The sequence below is a fragment of the Brevibacterium sp. 2SA genome (assembly GCF_005502845.1).
Lineage (GTDB): Bacteria > Actinomycetota > Actinomycetes > Actinomycetales > Brevibacteriaceae > Brevibacterium.
This window is the reverse complement of record NZ_SCMW01000016.1, coordinates 1-15,028: the sequence shown is the minus strand read 5'-3', so window position 1 is coordinate 15,028 and position 15,028 is coordinate 1. Positions and strand designations below refer to the sequence as shown.

Sequence of the window (15,028 nt, the reverse complement as noted above, 5' to 3'; positions counted from 1 at the left end):
GCAGATCAGCCTGCACTGACCTCCCGCGGCGGCTGCGCCCTCAGTCCTGCCAGTCGCCGACGCCGAACCCGAACTCGGGTGTCCGCTTGGCGAAGAACGCCTCCTGTCCGCGCGCGATCTCCGCCCGGTACGCCTCATCGAGCCACCGAGGCGGCGCGACGTCGTCGGAGAGCGTGCCGCCGAGGACGGACTTCGCCCCGAGCTGACTGAGCCGGGAGAGACCGGCGACCCGCTCCCCCAGCGCCTGTGCGGCACGCAGCGGCGCCTCGGCGACCTCATGGAAGAACCCGAGCCGGTGCATCTGGTCGAAGTCGACGATCGAGGCGGTGAGCAGCAGATACCTGGCCCACGCGTCCCCGAGGACCCGGGCGAGACTCTCGGTGGGGCCGGGCGGGTAGACGAGGCCGAGCTTGGCCGCGGTCACCCCGTACTTCGACCCGGGGGCGGCGATGCGGATGTCGCAGGCCGCGGCGATCTCCGTGCCCCCGCCCACGCAGTTGCCTTCGATCGCCGCGATCGTCACGGTCCGGGAGCCCGCCACCGCCGCTTCGGCGGCGGAGTTGAGCTGCCAGAAATCGGCGATGGGCACGTCGAGGTCGGCGATGTCGGAGCCCGCGGAGAAGTGACCACCGGCGCCGGTGATGATGAGCGCGCCGATCGAGTCATCGGCGTCGACCCCGGCGATGATCTCCGGCAGGGCCCGCCACATCGCGCGCGAGAGCGCATTGCGCTTGTCCGTCCGAGTCAGAACGAGGGTTCCGACCCCACCGGTGACGGTGAAGTCGAAACCCTCGAGTGCGGTCGGACGATAGGGCTCGTCCGCGCTCATGCTCAGCCCCTGGCGTCGGGGACTTCGCGCTGCGGCTCGCCGTCGTACGCGCTCAGCGGACGGATGAGGGCGTTGTTCGCCTGCTGCTCGAGGATGTGCGCCGTCCACCCGGTGATGCGGGACATGACGAAGATCGGCGTGAACTGATCGGTGTCGAAGCCCATGAGGTGGTACGCCGGCCCCGAGGGGTAGTCGAGGTTGGGGTAGATGCCCTTGCGGGAGACGAAGTCCTCTTCGAACGTGTTGTAGAGGTCGAGCAGATCGTTCGCGCCCTTGACCGCCGCCATCTCCTCGAACGCCTTGCGCATCGTCGGCACGCGCGAGTCGCCGTTCTTGTAGACGCGGTGGCCGAAGCCCATGATCTTCGCCTTGCGCGCCAGCGCATCGTCGATCCACGCCGACGCCCGGTCGGCGGAGCCGACCTCTTCGAGCATCGCCATGACCGCTTCGTTCGCCCCGCCGTGCAGCGGTCCCTTGAGCGCCCCGACGGCTCCGGCGACCGCGGAGTAGAGGTCGGAGGTCGTCGAGGTGATGACGCGGGCGGTGAACGTCGAGGCGTTGAACGAGTGCTCGGCGTAGAGGATCATCGAGATGTCGAAGCTGCGCACGACCTCCTCGGCGGGCATCTCGTCGAAGACCATCTTGAAGAAGTTCGCGGCATAGTCGAGGTCAGTGGTCGGGGCGACCGGGTCGAGGCCGTGCCGGCGCCGGTGGTCGATCGCGACGATCGTCGGCAGCTGCGCGTAGAGGCGCTCGGCCTTCGCGAGATTGGCTTCTTCCCCCTCCGAGTCCGCGTCCGGGTCGACGGCGCCGAGGTAGGCGACCGCGGTCTGGACGACGTGCATGGGGTGGGCGTCCTTGGGCAGGCCGAGGATGATGTCGACGAGCTCGGGCGAGATCTCACGCTGGGCGTGCTCGCGGGCCTTGAACTCCGCCAGCTGCTCCTCGGTGGGCAGTTCGCCGTTCCAGATCAGGTAGGCGACATCCTCGAAGTTGCGCTTGGCCGCCAGCTCCTGCACCGGGTAGCCCCGGTAGGTGAGCGAGTTCGTTTCCTGGACTACCTTCGAGACCGCGGTGGTGTCGACGACGACGCCGGCGAGTCCCTTCTTGATTTCTTCGGTCACTGGTGACCCTCCTGTGAGAAGTTGAATACGGCCGAGTCGAATTCGTTGTACGCGGCGTAGTCGATGGTGTCGTAGAGGTCCGCGCGGGTCTGCATCCGCTCGACGAGGCTGACCTGAGTCCCCTCGTCCCGAATCGTCTGCAGCCCCGACTTGATCGCACCCATGGCCAGACGCAGGGTCGTGACCGGGTAGATCACCATCTTCACCCCGACGTCGGCGAGCTGCTGGGTCGTGAAGAGCTCGCTCTTGCCGAACTCCGTCATGTTCGCCAGGATCGGCACGTCGACGCTCGCGGCGAAGCGCTCGAATTCGCTGAGGTCCCGCATGGCCTCGGGGAAGATCATGTCGGCGCCGGCATCGGCGTAGGCCTTCGCCCGGTCGATCGCCCGGTCGAGTCCCTCGCCGGCGCGGGAGTCGGTGCGGGCGCAGATGACGAAGTTCTCGTCCCGGCGGCCCCGGACCGCGGCGGCGATGCGCTGGTTCATCTCGGCCGTGGTGACGACCTCCTTGCCGTCGAGGTGGCCGCACCGCTTCGGGTTGACCTGATCCTCGAGATGCATGCCGGAGAGGCCGGCGTCCTCGAACTCCTGGACGGTGCGGGCGACGTTCATTGCCTCGCCCCACCCGGTGTCGGCGTCGATGAACGTCGGCAGGTTCGTCACCCGCGCGATCGCCCGACCGTGGTCGGCCACCTCGGTGAGTGTGGTCAGTCCGATGTCGGGCAGTCCCATCGCCGCGGAGAACGCACCCCCGGAGATGTAGACGCCCTCGAACCCGGTCTGCTCGATGATCTGGGCGTTGAGCGGGTTGATCGCGCCGGGGAACTGGACGATCTCGCTGCCGGCGAGGAGGTCGCGGAACTGCTTCCGGCGCTCGGCCGGAGTGGCGGTGGCGCCGAGCATCAGAAGATTCCCTTCGATCCGCTGTGGGTGAGGCCCTCGACGGTGAAGCTCAGCTGTCCGACGCCGGCGGCGTCGAGGTTCTCGAGGTTCTCGGCGAGGTCGAGGAAGCGGGTCTGCTCGGTGTCGGTGAGGATGCCCTCGGAGAGGGTGCGGAACTTCTCGACGTAGTTCTCACGGACGAACGGGCGGGCGCCGAGCGGGTGCGCGTCGGCGACGGCGATCTCGTCGGTCAGCGTCGAGCCGTCCTCGAACTCGATCTCCACGCGACCGCCGAAGGCCTTCTCGTTCGGATCCGTCGAGTGGTAGCGGCGGGTCCACTCGGGATCCTCGGTCGTCTCGATCTTGTGCCAGAGCTTCACCGTCTCCGGGCGCGCGGCGCGCTCAGGCGTGTAGGAGTCCTCGTGGTGCCAGCCGCGGTCCTCGAGCGCGACGGCGAAGATGTACATGATCGAGTGGTCGAGGGTCTCACGGCTGGCCTGCGGATCCATCTTCTGCGGATCGTTGGCGCCGGTGCCGATGACGTTGTGGGTGTGGTGGGAGGTGTGGATGACGATCCGCTTGATCTTCGTGAGATCCTCGATCTCCCCGCCGAGCTTGCGCGCGAGGTCAATGAGCGCCTGCGCCTGGTATTCGGCGGAGTGCTCCTTCGTGTACGTGTCGAGGATCGCGCGCTTGGCCTCGCCCTTGGCCGGCAGCGGGATCGTGTAGCGGGCCTCGGGGCCGGAGAGGATCCAGGCGATGAAGCCGTCCTCGCCTTCGTAGATGGGGTTGGGCGCACCCTCGCCGCGCATCGCGCGGTCGATGGCTTCGACGGCCATCTTGCCGGCGAACGCCGGAGCGTGGGCCTTCCACGAGGAGATCTCGCCCTTGCGCGACTGGCGGGTCGCCGTCGTCACGTGCAGGGCCTGCTGGATCGCCTGGAAGGTCACCTCGGTGGGCAGGTGGAGCATCGCGCCGATGCCGGCGGCCGCCGAGGGCCCGAGGTGGGCGACGTGGTCGATCTTGTGCTCGTGCAGGCTCATGCCCTTGACGAGGTCGACCTGGATCTCATAGCCGGTGGCGATGCCGCCTATGAGGTCGGGACCGGCGATGCCCATGTGCTGGGCGACGGCGAGGACCGGCGGGATGTTGTCGCCGGGGTGGGAGTACTCGGCGGCGAGGAAGGTGTCGTGGAAGTCGAGTTCGCGCACGGCCACGCCGTTGGCCCAGGCCGCCCATTCCGGGGAGAAGCGGTCGCCCAGCGGCAGACCGAAGATCGTGGCGCCGGGGCGCAGCGGGTGCGCCTGCGCCTGTTCGCGGGCGTGGGTGGGAGCCGAGCGGTTCACCGAGGCGGCGGCGACGGCGGCGTTGTCGATGACGCGGTTGATGACCATCTCGGTGACGTCGGCATCGACCGGGGTGGTGTCGGAGGCGACTTCTGCGATCTTCCAGGCGAGCTGGTCTTCACGAGCCAGGTTCTCTGAGCTCTTGTGGGTACGGACTTCATGATCAATCATGAGCAATCCCTTCAATCGTCCTTGACCGCCGCTGGCCATGTCGCGACCGCTGCAGGCCTGGGGAGTGGTTGTCTCAACTGTAGGCCACGTCACTGCTGCGTCCGCGGGCCCGGCCAGAGTTTTATCTTGACATCAAGATACTTTACCCGAGCGGTGACGCCCGACACCACCCCGGGTGACCCGGCAGGCGAACGCCGAGGTGGGCGGGCTGTGCCGGGAGGTCCGACCCAGTGGTGACGACGCTGCCCGAGCAGGCCTTCGACCACCGCCGGAGCAGGCCCGCGACCGCCGCCGGGCGAGGTGAACTGTGACACAATCGGGATATGACCCGCACTGCCCTCGACTTCGACGAGAACTGGTTCGACGACAACGAGTTCGCCCAGCTTCGCCGCCGTCTCCCCATCCCCTATGTCAATGCCATTCCGGTCCGCGTCGGCGAGGCCGGAGACGTCGAGCAGATCGGCCTCCTGCTGCGCCGCCTCGACGACGGCACCCTGGGCCGCGAGGTCGTCGGCGGACGCATCCGCTACCACGAGAGCATCCGCCAGGCCCTGCTCCGTCATGCCGAGAACGACCTCGGCCCGATGGCGCTGCCCGTCGTCCCGCCGGCCATCGCCCCGTTCCATATCGCCGAGTACTTCCCCACCGAGGGCACCTCGCTCCTCCACGACCCGCGTCAGCACGCGATCTCGATGTGCTTCGTCATGGAGGTCCGCGGCGAGTGCACCCCGCGCGCCGATGCGCTCAGCCTCGACTGGCTCACCCCCGCCGAGGCGCTGCGCTCCGACATCGTCGCCGAGCTCTCCCACGGCCAGGAGCACATCATCCGCTCGGCCCTGAGCTACCTCGGCTTCGCCGTCTGAGGCACCCCTCCCCCGGCGTCACCCCGGACGCGGGCACGCGCCGCACGCGAGAGGAATCCGTCCGCCTCGCGGTCTTCTACACGGCGTAGAAAACACTTGGGTACACTGAGGGCGACGAGGACGGCACACGGTTTTCGGGGCCGTCGTCCCCGTCAGGGTTGGTCAGGCCCCGATGGAAGGACTGCCATGACTGCTGACTCCCGCTCGTCCGCCGCGAACCCGGCCGAGGCCCGACCGACCGACACCCGCGCCTCCGAGTCCGGACTCACCGACAACCTCGGCGTCCTCGTCGGCTTCGACGGATCCGAGCTCGCAGCCCTTGCCCTGCGCTACGGCGCCGCCGAGGCGCTGCACCGCGGTGTTCCCCTCACCGTCGTCACGGCCTTCACGATGCCCCTGATGATCTACCCGAACATGGCCTCGATCCCGTCCGAGCCCGAGGACGAAGCCGCGATGCGGGCAGCGGAGAAGACGCTCGCCGAGGCGGCCGAACTCCTTGCCGACCATCCCGGTCCGGTGACGTACGCCGTCGAATCCGGTGACGCCGCCGGTGTCCTCGTCAACCTCAGCGCCAACGCCGATGTCATCATCGTCGGCGCCCGCGGACGCGGCGGCTTCATGGGCCGCATGCTCGGGTCGGTCTCGACGGCCCTGCCACCGCACGCCCACTGCCCGACGATCGTCGTCCCCCGCCATTCGGCGCACCGCGGGGACACGAGCGGCCCGGTCGTCGTCGCCGTCGACGGGTCCGAGGGCGCGCGGATCGCGATGTTCACCGCCGCCGAGGCGGCCGCTTCGCGCAACGCCGATCTGGAGATCGTCACAGTGCTGCCGTCCGGGGAGGAATGGCTCTACTGGTACCCGGAGCTCGAACTCGGCGGTGACGTCGCCGATCGCCGGCAGCGGCAGATCGAAGCCGAACTCGACAAGGACGCCGAAGAGCTGCGCAGCCAGTTCCCCGGACTCCAGGTGTCCACCTCGGCGCTCATCGGCGATGCCGCAGTGCTGCTGTCGGCGGCGACGAAGACCGCGCAGCTGACCGTCCTCGGCACTCGGGGTCGCGGAGCCGTGAAGTCCGCTCTGCTCGGATCGGTCTCCCGCGGGGTCCTCCACCATGCCGAAGGCCCGGTCATGGTCGTCCCGGCCTGAGTCCCTCCCCCACCGCACCTGACGATCCCCGGCCCCGCAGACGCGCGGTGCCGGGGATCGTCAGGTGTTGTACAGTGGAGCGCACACGACAGGGGAGCGCCGCCAAGGGCGCTGAGAGTGCAGATGACGCTGCAGACCCTCGAACCTGATGCGGCTAGCACCGCCGAAGGAAGTCGAGACTCTTCTACCCCTCCTTGAGACACGAGGAGGCGCTATGCCGAACACCACCACGCCCGGTTCCCGCTCGACGACGGCACCGGCATTCACCCAGGCCCCGCCGACGAAGAAGTGGCGGGTCGTCGACTACGTCGTCACCGCGGTCCTCGGCATCGCCGTGGGCCTGATCTTCTGGGTGCTCGCCGCCAGCTGGAAGGGCATCGAACTCGCCTTCCAGGCGTTCCCGCCCTCGATCGGCCTCATCGCCGGCCTCTGGGTGCTCGCCGGACCGCTCGCCGGGGCGATCATCCGCAAACCCGGGGCCGCGCTGCTGTGCGAACTCCTCGCCGCCGCCGTCGAAGGCGTCCTCGGCTCCCACTTCGGGGCGACGGTGCTGCTCTCGGGCTTCCTCCAGGGCCTCGGTGCCGAACTCGTCTTCGCCGCCTTCGGCTACCGGAAGTTCACCCTGTGGGTGACCGCGCTGTCCGGACTCGTCGCCGCGGCGTTCATGGCCGTGAGCGAGAACATCCTCTACAACGCCGAGTGGCAGTTCGACTTCCAGCTCGCCTACGCGGTGTGCGCGATGATCTCCGGCGTCGTCATCTCCGGCATCGGCGCCTGGTACGCCTACCGCGCGATCGCCAAGACCGGGGCGCTGAGCTCCTTCGCCTCCGGCCGCGTGCGCTGATGGGCCTGCCGATCCGCGCCCACGGATACTCGTGGCGGCACGCCGATCGGGACAGCCTCGCCGTCGGCCCCGTCGACCTCGACATCGCCCCAGGTGAGAAGGTTCTCCTCCTGGGCCCGTCGGGGGCGGGGAAGTCGACGCTCCTCCATGCGATCGCCGGGGTCCTGCCCACCGAGGCCGGGGAGTCAGGCGGTGAGTTCCTCGTCGGCGAGGCCGCGCCCGACCCCCGCCGAGGTGTCACCGGGCTCGTCCTCCAGGACCCGAATTCGCAGGTGATCTTCTCCCGCATCGGTGACGATGTCGCGTTCGGAATGGAGAACCTCGGTCTGCCCGCCGAGGTGGTCGACGCGCGGATCGACGCCTCCCTGGCCGCCATGGGCCTCGACCTTCCCCAGTCCCACCCCACGGCGGCACTGTCCGGGGGCCAGAAGCAGCGGCTCGCGCTCGCCGGGATCCATGCGATGGCACCCGAGGTCATCGTCCTCGACGAGCCGACGGCCAACATCGACCCCGTCTCGGCGAGGGCCGTCCGCGATGCCGTGCTCACGGTCCAGGAGTCCACTGCGGCGACGATGATCGTCGTCGAGCACCGGGTGGGCCTGTGGAGCGACGACGTCGACACCGTCATCGTCCTCGGCCGCGCCGGCATCGTCGCCCACGGCACCCCTGATGAGGTCTTCGGTGATCCGGCACTCACCGAGGTGCTCAAGGCCACCGGGATCTGGCTGCCCGAATCCGGGTCCCCCACCGCGACCGACCGCTGGACGGTGCCCGCGCGAACCGGAGCACAGGACCGGCTCGGGTCCCCGGTGCTCGTCGGTGAGCGCCTGAGCGTCGCCCGACCACGGGCGACCGTGCCCGCGGCGACCGATCTCGACCTCGAGGTGCGGGCGGGCGAGGCGCTCGGCATCGTCGGCGCCAACGGGGCCGGGAAGTCGACGACGGCACTGACCCTGGCCGGCCTCATCCCCGAGTTCTCCGGCGTGGTGCGTGCGGCGGGGCCGCTTGCCGCCGGGGCGAAGGAGGCACGGCCGTTCACGTGGCCCTCGAAGTTCCTCGCCCCGCGCATCGGCATGGTCTTCCAGGAACCCGAGCATCAGTTCCTCAAGTCCAGCGTCGCCGATGAGCTCGCCCTCGGTCCGCGACTGGCCGGCTGGTCGACGGCCGAGGTCGACGCTCGGGTAACCGAGCTGCTCGAGACCCTGGGACTGGCCGACATCGCCGACGCCCACCCGCAGGGTCTCTCCGGCGGGGAGAAGCGTCGCCTGTCGGTGGCGGCGATGATCGCTCCGCGCCCCCAGGTCCTCATCGTCGATGAGCCGACGTTCGGGCAGGACGCGCTGACGTGGGCGGGACTCGTCGCCCTGTTCCTCGACGTCCTCGACCACGGCAGCGCTGTCGTCGCCGTCAGCCACGACCTCGACTTCCTCGACGCGATCGGGGCCCGCCGCTTCACGCTCGGCACGGCGGCCCAGACTCTGCGGGGTGAGCGCGTTGAGTGAGAGTGCAGCAATGACCCGTGAGCGCGTCACCGTCGAGGATCCGGGTCAGCTCATCCCCGTGGTGCGCCGCACGGCGCTCGTGCGCTGCAACCCGCTGACGAAGATCGCCGTCGCACTCATCCTCATGGTCGGAGCGCTGCTGAGCATCGACGTCGTCTCCGCGGGGATCATCCTCGGGTTCTCACTCCTCGCCCTGCCGCTGACCGGGCTCGACCTCAAGGCGGCGCTCACACGGCTGTGGTTCCTGCCAGTCGGGGCGCTCCTCGCCGCATGGGGCACGGCGATCCTCGCCGAGAAGACGGGAGCCACCGTCGTCGACGTCGGTCCGATCCTCATGACGACCGGGTCGTTGGAGTCGGCTGCGGCGATCTTCGTGCGCGCCCTGGCACTGGCGATCCCGCTCGTCGTCCTCGCCTCGGCGATCGATCCCAGGGACCTCTCGGATGCCCTCGTCCAGCACCTGCGCCTGCCCGAGACCGTCGTCATCTCGATCCTCGCGGCCAGTCGCCTCCTCGGCCTCCTCGTCCTCGAATGGCAGACCCTGTCGATGGCCAGACGGGCCAGAGGACTCGCCGGCGGGTCGATCCTGCGGCGCACCCGCAGTCTCTTCGCAGGCATCTTCGTCCTCCTCGTCCAATCGATCCGCCGTGGCACGACCCTGGCGATGGCGATGGAGGGACGGGCGTTCGGGCGGCCGGGCAGGACGTGGCGCAGGCGCTCGACGTTCGGCACCGCTGATGCGGTCGTCCTCGTCCTCGCCGTCGTCGTCGCAGTCGTCGCGGTCGCCTCGGCGCTGGTGCTCGGGACGTGGAACCCGATCATTCCAGGCTGAGGTCTCAGACCTCGGCGATGAGGTCCTTGAGGTGTGCCCGCCACTCCTCGAGCGACTCGGCGCTCGGCAGCTTCGAGGCGGTGAGGGTGAGGCGCGTGCGCGCGTCGTCCTTCGGTTCGGCGGCTGCTTCGATCTTCGTCCCGTCAGCGAGGTCGGCGCGCCAGAACGAGCGCTTCGCCGTCGTCGACGGGCGGGGTTCACCGTCAAGGGCGACCCCGCCCAGTGAGCCGTCGACGAGGGCGGCGAAGCGGTCGATGACGTCTCCGCGCTGTCCGGTCACGGTGCGGGAGACGGCGACGTCGAAGGTGCCGTCGGCGCGCTGACCGGGAATCCGTCGGCCGATCTCCTGCTCGTAGGCGACGACGGCACCCTGGACCCACCAGCCGTGGTTGTCGACGACGCCGTCGAACTGCGGGTAGAGCGCATCGGCGAGTTCCTTGTGGCTCGCGTCCTTGCCCCCGGCCTTTTCAAGCCGCTGACGGGTCTGCGCCCAGGGCTCGCCGAGGGCCTTCTCGATGGACTCGATGTTCTGTGCTCGCGTCACCATGGTGTCAGTGTAGCCAGCCAGGGCGCGCTGATTCGGCCGAGCGGCACAGACTGCGCGGCTTAGACTGCGATCGTGACGGATGCGGATGGGTACACCGAGGACGAGAAGTGGCTCGTCGTGCGCGGACGACGGTGGCGGCGCACCGATCCCGCACTTCCCGACGCTCTCGTCGAGCAGCTGAAGAGCCACCTCGGGCGGGCCCGCAACGCGGTGCGGTCGGCGAAGACGGCAGCCGACGACACAGCCCTGCGGGCGGCTCGAGAGCGCGTCGGCGTCGCCAAGCGGGGCCTCGGCGAGCGGGGCGAGAAGTGGTGGGAGATGCCGCGTGCCGACCGGCTCGCCCGCGCCGAGGAGGCGCTGAGCGAACTCGATCGCTGAGCTGACCTCGTCAGTCGATGACGAGTTCGCCCATCTCGTCCCAGCCGTCGCCGTCGAGTTTGCGGGAGACGATCTTCGGCGTCGAGGCGAGCAGCGGGCGCATCGATTCGAGCCCGGCGGCGAAGTGATCGCTGTTGACATGCGGCTCGGCACCGTCGTCGGTGAACGCTTCGAGCAGAACGTACTCGTTGGGCTTCTCGAGGCTGCGCGACCATTCGAACCAGAGGTTGCCGGGTTCGGCGCGGGTCGCCTCGGTGAAGTCGCGCACCACCTCGGGGAAGGACTCCGCGTTCTCGGGCTTGACGTCGAACTTGACGACGATGAAGATCATGATTCTCCTCTGCGCGTGGTGACGGTGGTCCGACCGCACCGGGTCTCAGGCACGGTCGCCTGGGCCGGTCGGCCATGTCTCCACCCAATCACGATCACAGAGGTTTGACGAGTCCGAGCGCTCATCGGGGTGGGCTCAGTCGCGCGGGGCACCGCGCCGGCGGTCAGGCCGTCGCGCGGCGCAGCAATGCGACGAGGCTGTCGCGCTCTTCGGTGGTGAGCGCGTCGACGGGTGCCTGGTCCGACAGGGCGTCGAGGACATTGGCCCGGCACCGCTGACCTGCTGGGGTGAGCGAGAGGAGCTTCGCCCGTCGGTCGCTGGGGTGCGGCCGGCGTTCGACGAGCCCCTGGTCCTCCATGCGATCGACGACGTATCCCGCGTTCGAGGTCTCGCAGCTCATGTGCTCGGCGAGCTCGGTCAGGCGCATCGGCTCCCCCAGCTCGCGCAGCGCGATCGCCTGGGAGGCCGTGATCCCCAGGGTGTCGGCGACGCGGCGGATGTGCGAATCGAGGCGCTGGTTGAGGCGCGCCACGAGGCCGCAGAGTTCGACATCGCTCTCGGTTCCGCTCATGGGGCGATCATAGCAGAATTCATCCGAATTCATATAGTCAAAACTCGGACTATGTGTTTAGACTTCGTATTATCCGAACTCGGATTATATGGAGGTTGCCAATGCCCACGACGCACGCCCCCGCACGCTCGAGGACGAGCCTGCTCGCCGCTCTCGGTCTCGCCCAGCTGCTCATCGGCCTCGATTACAACATCGTCTTCGTCGCCCTGCCCGAGATCGCGTCTCTGGGATTCTCCGCGCCGACGCTCCAATGGGTCGTCAGCGCCTATGCCATCGCCTTCGGCGGGTTCCTCCTGCTCTGCGGCAGGCTCACCGATGCCCTCGGCCGCAGGCGGATGTTCTTCACGGGGCTGACACTCTTCGCGCTCGGCTCCCTGCTGGGGACATTCGCCGTCGCCGAATGGATGCTCATCGCAGGACGCGGCATCCAGGGACTCGGGGGTGCGGCACTGGCTCCCTCGACCCTCGCACTGCTCACCGTCGGCTTCCGTGAGGGGTCGGACCGCAACCGCGCCCTGGGCATCTGGGGAGCCGCCGGGTCGACCGGAATGGTCCTCGGATCCATCCTCGGCGGGGTGCTCACCGACGCCTGGGGGTGGCGGTCGGTGTTCGCGATCAACATTCCGCTCATCCTCGTCATCGTCGTCCTCGCTGTGCGCGCGGTGCCGTCCGATACCGGCCACCCGAGCCTGCGGCGACTCGACGTTCCCGGGGCGATCCTCACGACCGCCTCGGCGATCCTCATCGTCATGGGACTCACCTTCGCCGCCGAGGACGGATGGGCGACGGCACCGACGCTCAGCTGCCTCGGTGCCGGCTTCCTCGGACTCATCACCCTGCTCATCGTTGAGCGCCGAACCGCGCAGCCCCTGCTCGATCCGGCGAAATTCCGCCACCGGCCCCTGGCCGCCGGCACTGCGTCGACGTTCCTCTTCATGGCCGGCTTCGGAGCGACCGCATACTTCCTCACGCTCTACTTCCAGGACACGCGCGGCCTCACCCCCCCCTCGCCACGGGACTCGCCTTCGTCGTGCCCTGCGTGGGCGTGCTCGTCGGAACGACTCTCGGCGGTCGCCTCGCGACCCGGACCGGCCTGCGGACCACGATGGTCACGGGGCAGGTGATCGGGCTGTTCGGGGTCGCCGGCTTCGCCGCGCTCGTCGACGACGGTTCGCCGTGGCCGCTGGTGTTCGGCCTCGCCCTGCTGTTCAGCCTCGGCCAGGGTGTCGTGTTCACGACGATGTTCGCGACCGCGACGACGGGCATCGACGAGTCAGGGCAGGGATACGCCGGAGGCGTCGCGACGGCCGGTCAGCAGATCGGCGGGGCCATCGGACTCGCCGTGCTCATCAACCTCACGACCGCAGCAGCAGGGCCGACGCTCACGGTCGCGATGACAGGGATCGCAGCGATCATCGTCCTCGGTCTCATCGTCGCGTTCGCCGTTCCCGGTCGCGCGGCTCTGAGGCGGCAGCACAGAGAATGAGGCCCTGTCAGACCCGGATTTGGGCCAGCCGCGCTCAGTCGCGCCGGGCGCGCCGAACGGCGATGACGAGGGCGGCGATGAGCAGAAGGAAGCCCAGAGCCCACAGCCAGAGCGCAAACCCGGAACCGGCCGGCACTATCGCGGGGACGAAGCACAGACCGGCCAGCACCGGCAAGATCACCATCAGCACTCGGGTCATGGATTCTCCTCTCCTCGTCGACGCTATCGAGCAACGTCGCCTGTGGTCAACACGCCGGGGTACGGAGGCGGCTCGACGGTTGACGACACAGCATCAGCGAAGCGCAGTGGCCGAGACTGGCGCTAGCGCACAGCGGTGTGCTTCCCCGCGAGGTGGATCCGATTCGAGAAGCGCCGAAGAATCGAGCGGAATCCACCTCGCTGGGGCGCTCAGTCGCGCAGAGCGCGTCGAGCGATCGCGGAGCAGCAGGCCGACACGCGGTCCGGCAATGGTGCAGAATCCAGCACCGAAACCTATGGGCGCTCGGCGATGAGCACGAGGAAGCCGCTGTCGGGCTCGAAGGGGTGGATCTCCCACGTCGAGAGCTTGAGGCTGACGATCATGCCCGTCGACTCGATGTCGGCGACGAAGTCGGCGAAGTCGTAGCCGCGTCCGGCCCCGAACCCGGCGACGAAGCGCCCGCCGTGCTTGAGCGTCGACTTGATGTTGGCGAGAGTCTGGCGCCGCGATGCCGGGTCGAGGAAGGCGAGCACGTTGCCGGCGCACACAGTGACGTCGATGTCCGTGATCCCGGCGGCCGCGAAGTCGAAGTCGGCGAGGTCGCCGGTGTGCCACTCGCCGCTCGGGAAGTCCTCCTCGGCGACAGCGATGAGGAACTCGTCGAGGTCGACGCCGTAGACCGTGTGCCCGGCGCCGAGGAGCAGACCGCCGACACGACCGGTGCCGCACCCGGCATCGAGGATGCGCCCGCCGCGGGGTGCCATCGCATCGACGAAGCGCGCCTCTCCCCCGATGTCATGGCCGGCGTCGACGAGATTGCGCCAGCGCTGGGCGTAGTTCGCCGAATGGTCGGGGTTGTTCGCGCGGATGCGGTTCCACTGGTGGTCGAAGCTCATGGGCTCAGTGTAGGCCCACGTGGATGCGCTCTCCTTCGGCAGAGAAGAGGGCGAGCACCTCCGCCGCCGAGGTGGTCGCGCTGGCGATCCCATGCGGTTCCCGGGTGTCGAATTCGGCGGCCTCCCCCGTGGCCAGAGTGGTCACCGTGGCCCCGAGTCTGAGGTCGACGGTTCCGCTGAGCACGTAGAGCCATTCGTACCCGCCGTGCGCTCGCTGCGTGATCGGCTCCCCCGGCCGGTGCCCGGGCAGGACGATCTTGACAGCCTCGACCGGCGCGTTCCGATTGGTCAATGGCAGGAACACCATCCCGTGGGCGCGGATCGGCGTCGGGCGGATCCGCGGGTCGCCCGTCGACGGCGCTCCGACGAGGTCGTCGAGGGCGACCCGATAGATGCGGGCGAGCGCGATGAGCAGGTCGAGGGTGGGCCGCCGCCGTCCCGATTCGAGGCGGGAGAGCGTGCTCACGGACGCACCCATCTGCTCGGCCACCTCGGCGAGGGTCAGTCCCCGCGCGGTCCGGGTCTCCCGCAGCCGCGGGCCGATCGCTTCGAGCAAGGGGTCGAGCGCGTCACCGTCGGTGCCGTGAGACGAGCCGCCGGCGCCGTGCACATCGATTCTGCCGTGCGGGTCGCGGGGAGAACTGTCCATGGCTCCTCACTGTAGCGGTCACCCGGCAGCGGCCCGCCCGTTGCGCGGCGCGATCACTCCCGCCCGCTCATGCGAAGACCTCGGCGACCACCTCGGCGACGGCGGCCACCGGCGCACTCGGGGCGGGGACGGTGAGGACGATGATGTCCCGACCGCCGGCCCCGGTGACGGGGTGGAGATCGACGCCCGGTCCGCCGAGGGACATCATGATCGGGGTCGCGAGCGTGAGGCCGAGTCCGGTGCCGGCGAGCGCGAGGGCGACGGCGGTGTCGGTGACGATGTGGCTCTCCTTCGCCTGAATCCCCATCGCCGAGGTGGCCAGCCGCATCGCCCGACCGAAGAGATCGGTCGCCGGCGGCAGGATCCAGTCCGCCTCGGCGAGCTCGCCCGGTGACGGCAGCGGCTGTCGCTTATAACCATCTCCGAGCCC

General features: G+C 69.2%; 19 protein-coding genes and 1 riboswitch. Of the genes, 8 read left to right on the top strand and 11 right to left on the bottom strand.

Translation table 11 applies throughout. From position 1 onward, the window contains the following. Nucleotides 1-40: 40 nt before the first annotated feature. Genes FFS20_RS08030 through FFS20_RS08015 form a run of 4 tightly spaced genes read right to left on the bottom strand, consistent with a single transcriptional unit; the run spans nt 41 to nt 4,351 of the window. Nucleotides 41-829, bottom strand: a complete 789-nt coding sequence (locus tag FFS20_RS08030) for an enoyl-CoA hydratase/isomerase family protein (protein ID WP_137825341.1) — start codon at nt 827-829, stop codon at nt 41-43. Nucleotides 830-831: 2 nt separating this feature from the next. Further along, nucleotides 832-1,953, bottom strand: coding sequence for a bifunctional 2-methylcitrate synthase/citrate synthase (locus FFS20_RS08025; RefSeq protein WP_137825340.1), 1,122 nt, complete (start codon nt 1,951-1,953; stop codon nt 832-834). Beyond that, nucleotides 1,950-2,855 carry a methylisocitrate lyase gene (gene prpB / locus FFS20_RS08020; protein ID WP_137825339.1) on the bottom strand — a complete coding sequence of 302 codons (906 nt, stop codon included), beginning with the start codon at nt 2,853-2,855 and terminating at the stop codon, nt 1,950-1,952. Before prpB ends, FFS20_RS08025 begins: the two co-directional genes overlap by 4 nt. After that, nucleotides 2,855-4,351 carry an MmgE/PrpD family protein gene (locus FFS20_RS08015; RefSeq protein ID WP_137825338.1) on the bottom strand — a complete coding sequence of 499 codons (1,497 nt, stop codon included), beginning with the start codon at nt 4,349-4,351 and terminating at the stop codon, nt 2,855-2,857. Before FFS20_RS08015 ends, prpB begins: the two co-directional genes overlap by 1 nt. Nucleotides 4,352-4,674: 323 nt before the next feature. Between FFS20_RS08015 and FFS20_RS08010 the strand changes: the two genes are divergently transcribed. The 5 genes from FFS20_RS08010 to FFS20_RS07990 all read left to right on the top strand — a co-directional run bounded on the left by FFS20_RS08010 (nt 4,675) and on the right by FFS20_RS07990 (nt 9,541). Beyond that, nucleotides 4,675-5,214, top strand: a complete 540-nt coding sequence (locus FFS20_RS08010; protein WP_137825337.1) for a DUF4916 domain-containing protein — start codon at nt 4,675-4,677, stop codon at nt 5,212-5,214. A gap of 186 nt (nt 5,215-5,400) precedes the next feature. After that, on the top strand, nt 5,401-6,363 hold the full coding sequence (locus tag FFS20_RS08005) for a universal stress protein (protein ID WP_137825336.1): 963 nt from the start codon (nt 5,401-5,403) through the stop codon (nt 6,361-6,363). Between the two features lie 80 nt (nt 6,364-6,443). Further along, nucleotides 6,444-6,552: riboswitch (TPP riboswitch) on the top strand. Nucleotides 6,553-6,577: 25 nt separating this feature from the next. Next, nucleotides 6,578-7,207, top strand: coding sequence for an ECF transporter S component (locus FFS20_RS08000; RefSeq protein WP_137825335.1), 630 nt, complete (start codon nt 6,578-6,580; stop codon nt 7,205-7,207). After that, nucleotides 7,207-8,709, top strand: a complete 1,503-nt coding sequence (locus FFS20_RS07995; RefSeq protein ID WP_137825334.1) for an ABC transporter ATP-binding protein — start codon at nt 7,207-7,209, stop codon at nt 8,707-8,709. Before FFS20_RS08000 ends, FFS20_RS07995 begins: the two co-directional genes overlap by 1 nt. 10 nt (nt 8,710-8,719) lie before the next feature. Further along, a complete protein-coding gene (locus FFS20_RS07990) occupies nt 8,720-9,541 on the top strand; it encodes an energy-coupling factor transporter transmembrane component T (RefSeq protein WP_249356733.1) in 822 nt (273 codons plus the stop codon). A gap of 4 nt (nt 9,542-9,545) precedes the next feature. On the opposite strand, the gene FFS20_RS07985 is transcribed toward FFS20_RS07990, so the two are convergent. After that, nucleotides 9,546-10,088 (bottom strand): hypothetical protein, encoded by a 543-nt coding sequence (locus tag FFS20_RS07985; protein ID WP_137825333.1) that lies wholly within the window; start codon nt 10,086-10,088, stop codon nt 9,546-9,548. A 69-nt stretch (nt 10,089-10,157) separates the two neighbouring features. On the opposite strand from FFS20_RS07985, the gene FFS20_RS07980 reads away from it, so the two are divergent. Then, nucleotides 10,158-10,466, top strand: coding sequence for a biopolymer transporter Tol (locus FFS20_RS07980; RefSeq protein WP_137825332.1), 309 nt, complete (start codon nt 10,158-10,160; stop codon nt 10,464-10,466). A 10-nt stretch (nt 10,467-10,476) separates the two neighbouring features. On the opposite strand, the gene FFS20_RS07975 is transcribed toward FFS20_RS07980, so the two are convergent. Beyond that, on the bottom strand, nt 10,477-10,797 hold the full coding sequence (locus FFS20_RS07975; protein WP_137825331.1) for a putative quinol monooxygenase: 321 nt from the start codon (nt 10,795-10,797) through the stop codon (nt 10,477-10,479). A gap of 163 nt (nt 10,798-10,960) precedes the next feature. Next, the gene (locus FFS20_RS07970; protein WP_137825330.1) at nt 10,961-11,368 is read right to left on the bottom strand and encodes a MarR family transcriptional regulator; all 408 of its coding nucleotides are present in this window, start codon (nt 11,366-11,368) and stop codon (nt 10,961-10,963) included. A 101-nt stretch (nt 11,369-11,469) separates the two neighbouring features. Between FFS20_RS07970 and FFS20_RS07965 the strand changes: the two genes are divergently transcribed. Beyond that, complete coding sequence (locus FFS20_RS07965) at nt 11,470-12,492, top strand: MFS transporter (protein ID WP_249356732.1); 1,023 nt, start codon at nt 11,470-11,472, stop codon at nt 12,490-12,492. Further along, nucleotides 12,399-12,854 carry an MFS transporter gene (locus FFS20_RS18300; protein ID WP_349290516.1) on the top strand — a complete coding sequence of 152 codons (456 nt, stop codon included), beginning with the start codon at nt 12,399-12,401 and terminating at the stop codon, nt 12,852-12,854. Before FFS20_RS07965 ends, FFS20_RS18300 begins: the two co-directional genes overlap by 94 nt. Before the next feature lie 34 nt (nt 12,855-12,888). Here the strand turns inward: FFS20_RS18300 and FFS20_RS07960 are convergent, their stop codons facing one another. From FFS20_RS07960 to FFS20_RS07945, 4 genes are all read right to left on the bottom strand, one after another. Further along, nucleotides 12,889-13,053 (bottom strand): cytochrome c-type biogenesis protein CcmH, encoded by a 165-nt coding sequence (locus tag FFS20_RS07960; protein ID WP_137825329.1) that lies wholly within the window; start codon nt 13,051-13,053, stop codon nt 12,889-12,891. Between the two features lie 293 nt (nt 13,054-13,346). Further along, nucleotides 13,347-13,949, bottom strand: a complete 603-nt coding sequence (locus tag FFS20_RS07955; protein ID WP_137825328.1) for a class I SAM-dependent methyltransferase — start codon at nt 13,947-13,949, stop codon at nt 13,347-13,349. A 4-nt stretch (nt 13,950-13,953) separates the two neighbouring features. Next, nucleotides 13,954-14,598 (bottom strand): XRE family transcriptional regulator, encoded by a 645-nt coding sequence (locus tag FFS20_RS07950; RefSeq protein ID WP_137825327.1) that lies wholly within the window; start codon nt 14,596-14,598, stop codon nt 13,954-13,956. 67 nt (nt 14,599-14,665) lie between these two features. After that, the coding region (locus FFS20_RS07945) for a LysR substrate-binding domain-containing protein (RefSeq protein WP_249356730.1) at nt 14,666-15,028 on the bottom strand (363 nt) is incomplete at its 5' end.

Bases quoted from the DNA above. Each gene is read 5' to 3' on its own strand.
- FFS20_RS08030 (WP_137825341.1), bottom strand. From the start codon at position 829: ATGAGCGCGGACGAGCCCTATCGTCCGACCGCACTCGAGGGTTTCGAC.
- prpB (WP_137825339.1), bottom strand. From the start codon at position 2,855: ATGCTCGGCGCCACCGCCACTCCGGCCGAGCGCCGGAAGCAGTTCCGC.
- FFS20_RS08015 (WP_137825338.1), bottom strand. From the start codon at position 4,351: ATGATTGATCATGAAGTCCGTACCCACAAGAGCTCAGAGAACCTGGCT.
- FFS20_RS08010 (WP_137825337.1), top strand. From the start codon at position 4,675: ATGACCCGCACTGCCCTCGACTTCGACGAGAACTGGTTCGACGACAAC.
- FFS20_RS08005 (WP_137825336.1), top strand. From the start codon at position 5,401: ATGACTGCTGACTCCCGCTCGTCCGCCGCGAACCCGGCCGAGGCCCGA.
- FFS20_RS08000 (WP_137825335.1), top strand. From the start codon at position 6,578: ATGCCGAACACCACCACGCCCGGTTCCCGCTCGACGACGGCACCGGCA.
- FFS20_RS07995 (WP_137825334.1), top strand. From the start codon at position 7,207: ATGGGCCTGCCGATCCGCGCCCACGGATACTCGTGGCGGCACGCCGAT.
- FFS20_RS07990 (WP_249356733.1), top strand. From the start codon at position 8,720: ATGACCCGTGAGCGCGTCACCGTCGAGGATCCGGGTCAGCTCATCCCC.
- FFS20_RS07985 (WP_137825333.1), bottom strand. From the start codon at position 10,088: ATGGTGACGCGAGCACAGAACATCGAGTCCATCGAGAAGGCCCTCGGC.
- FFS20_RS07975 (WP_137825331.1), bottom strand. From the start codon at position 10,797: ATGATCTTCATCGTCGTCAAGTTCGACGTCAAGCCCGAGAACGCGGAG.
- FFS20_RS07970 (WP_137825330.1), bottom strand. From the start codon at position 11,368: ATGAGCGGAACCGAGAGCGATGTCGAACTCTGCGGCCTCGTGGCGCGC.
- FFS20_RS07965 (WP_249356732.1), top strand. From the start codon at position 11,470: ATGCCCACGACGCACGCCCCCGCACGCTCGAGGACGAGCCTGCTCGCC.
- FFS20_RS07960 (WP_137825329.1), bottom strand. From the start codon at position 13,053: ATGACCCGAGTGCTGATGGTGATCTTGCCGGTGCTGGCCGGTCTGTGC.
- FFS20_RS07955 (WP_137825328.1), bottom strand. From the start codon at position 13,949: ATGAGCTTCGACCACCAGTGGAACCGCATCCGCGCGAACAACCCCGAC.
- FFS20_RS07950 (WP_137825327.1), bottom strand. From the start codon at position 14,598: ATGGACAGTTCTCCCCGCGACCCGCACGGCAGAATCGATGTGCACGGC.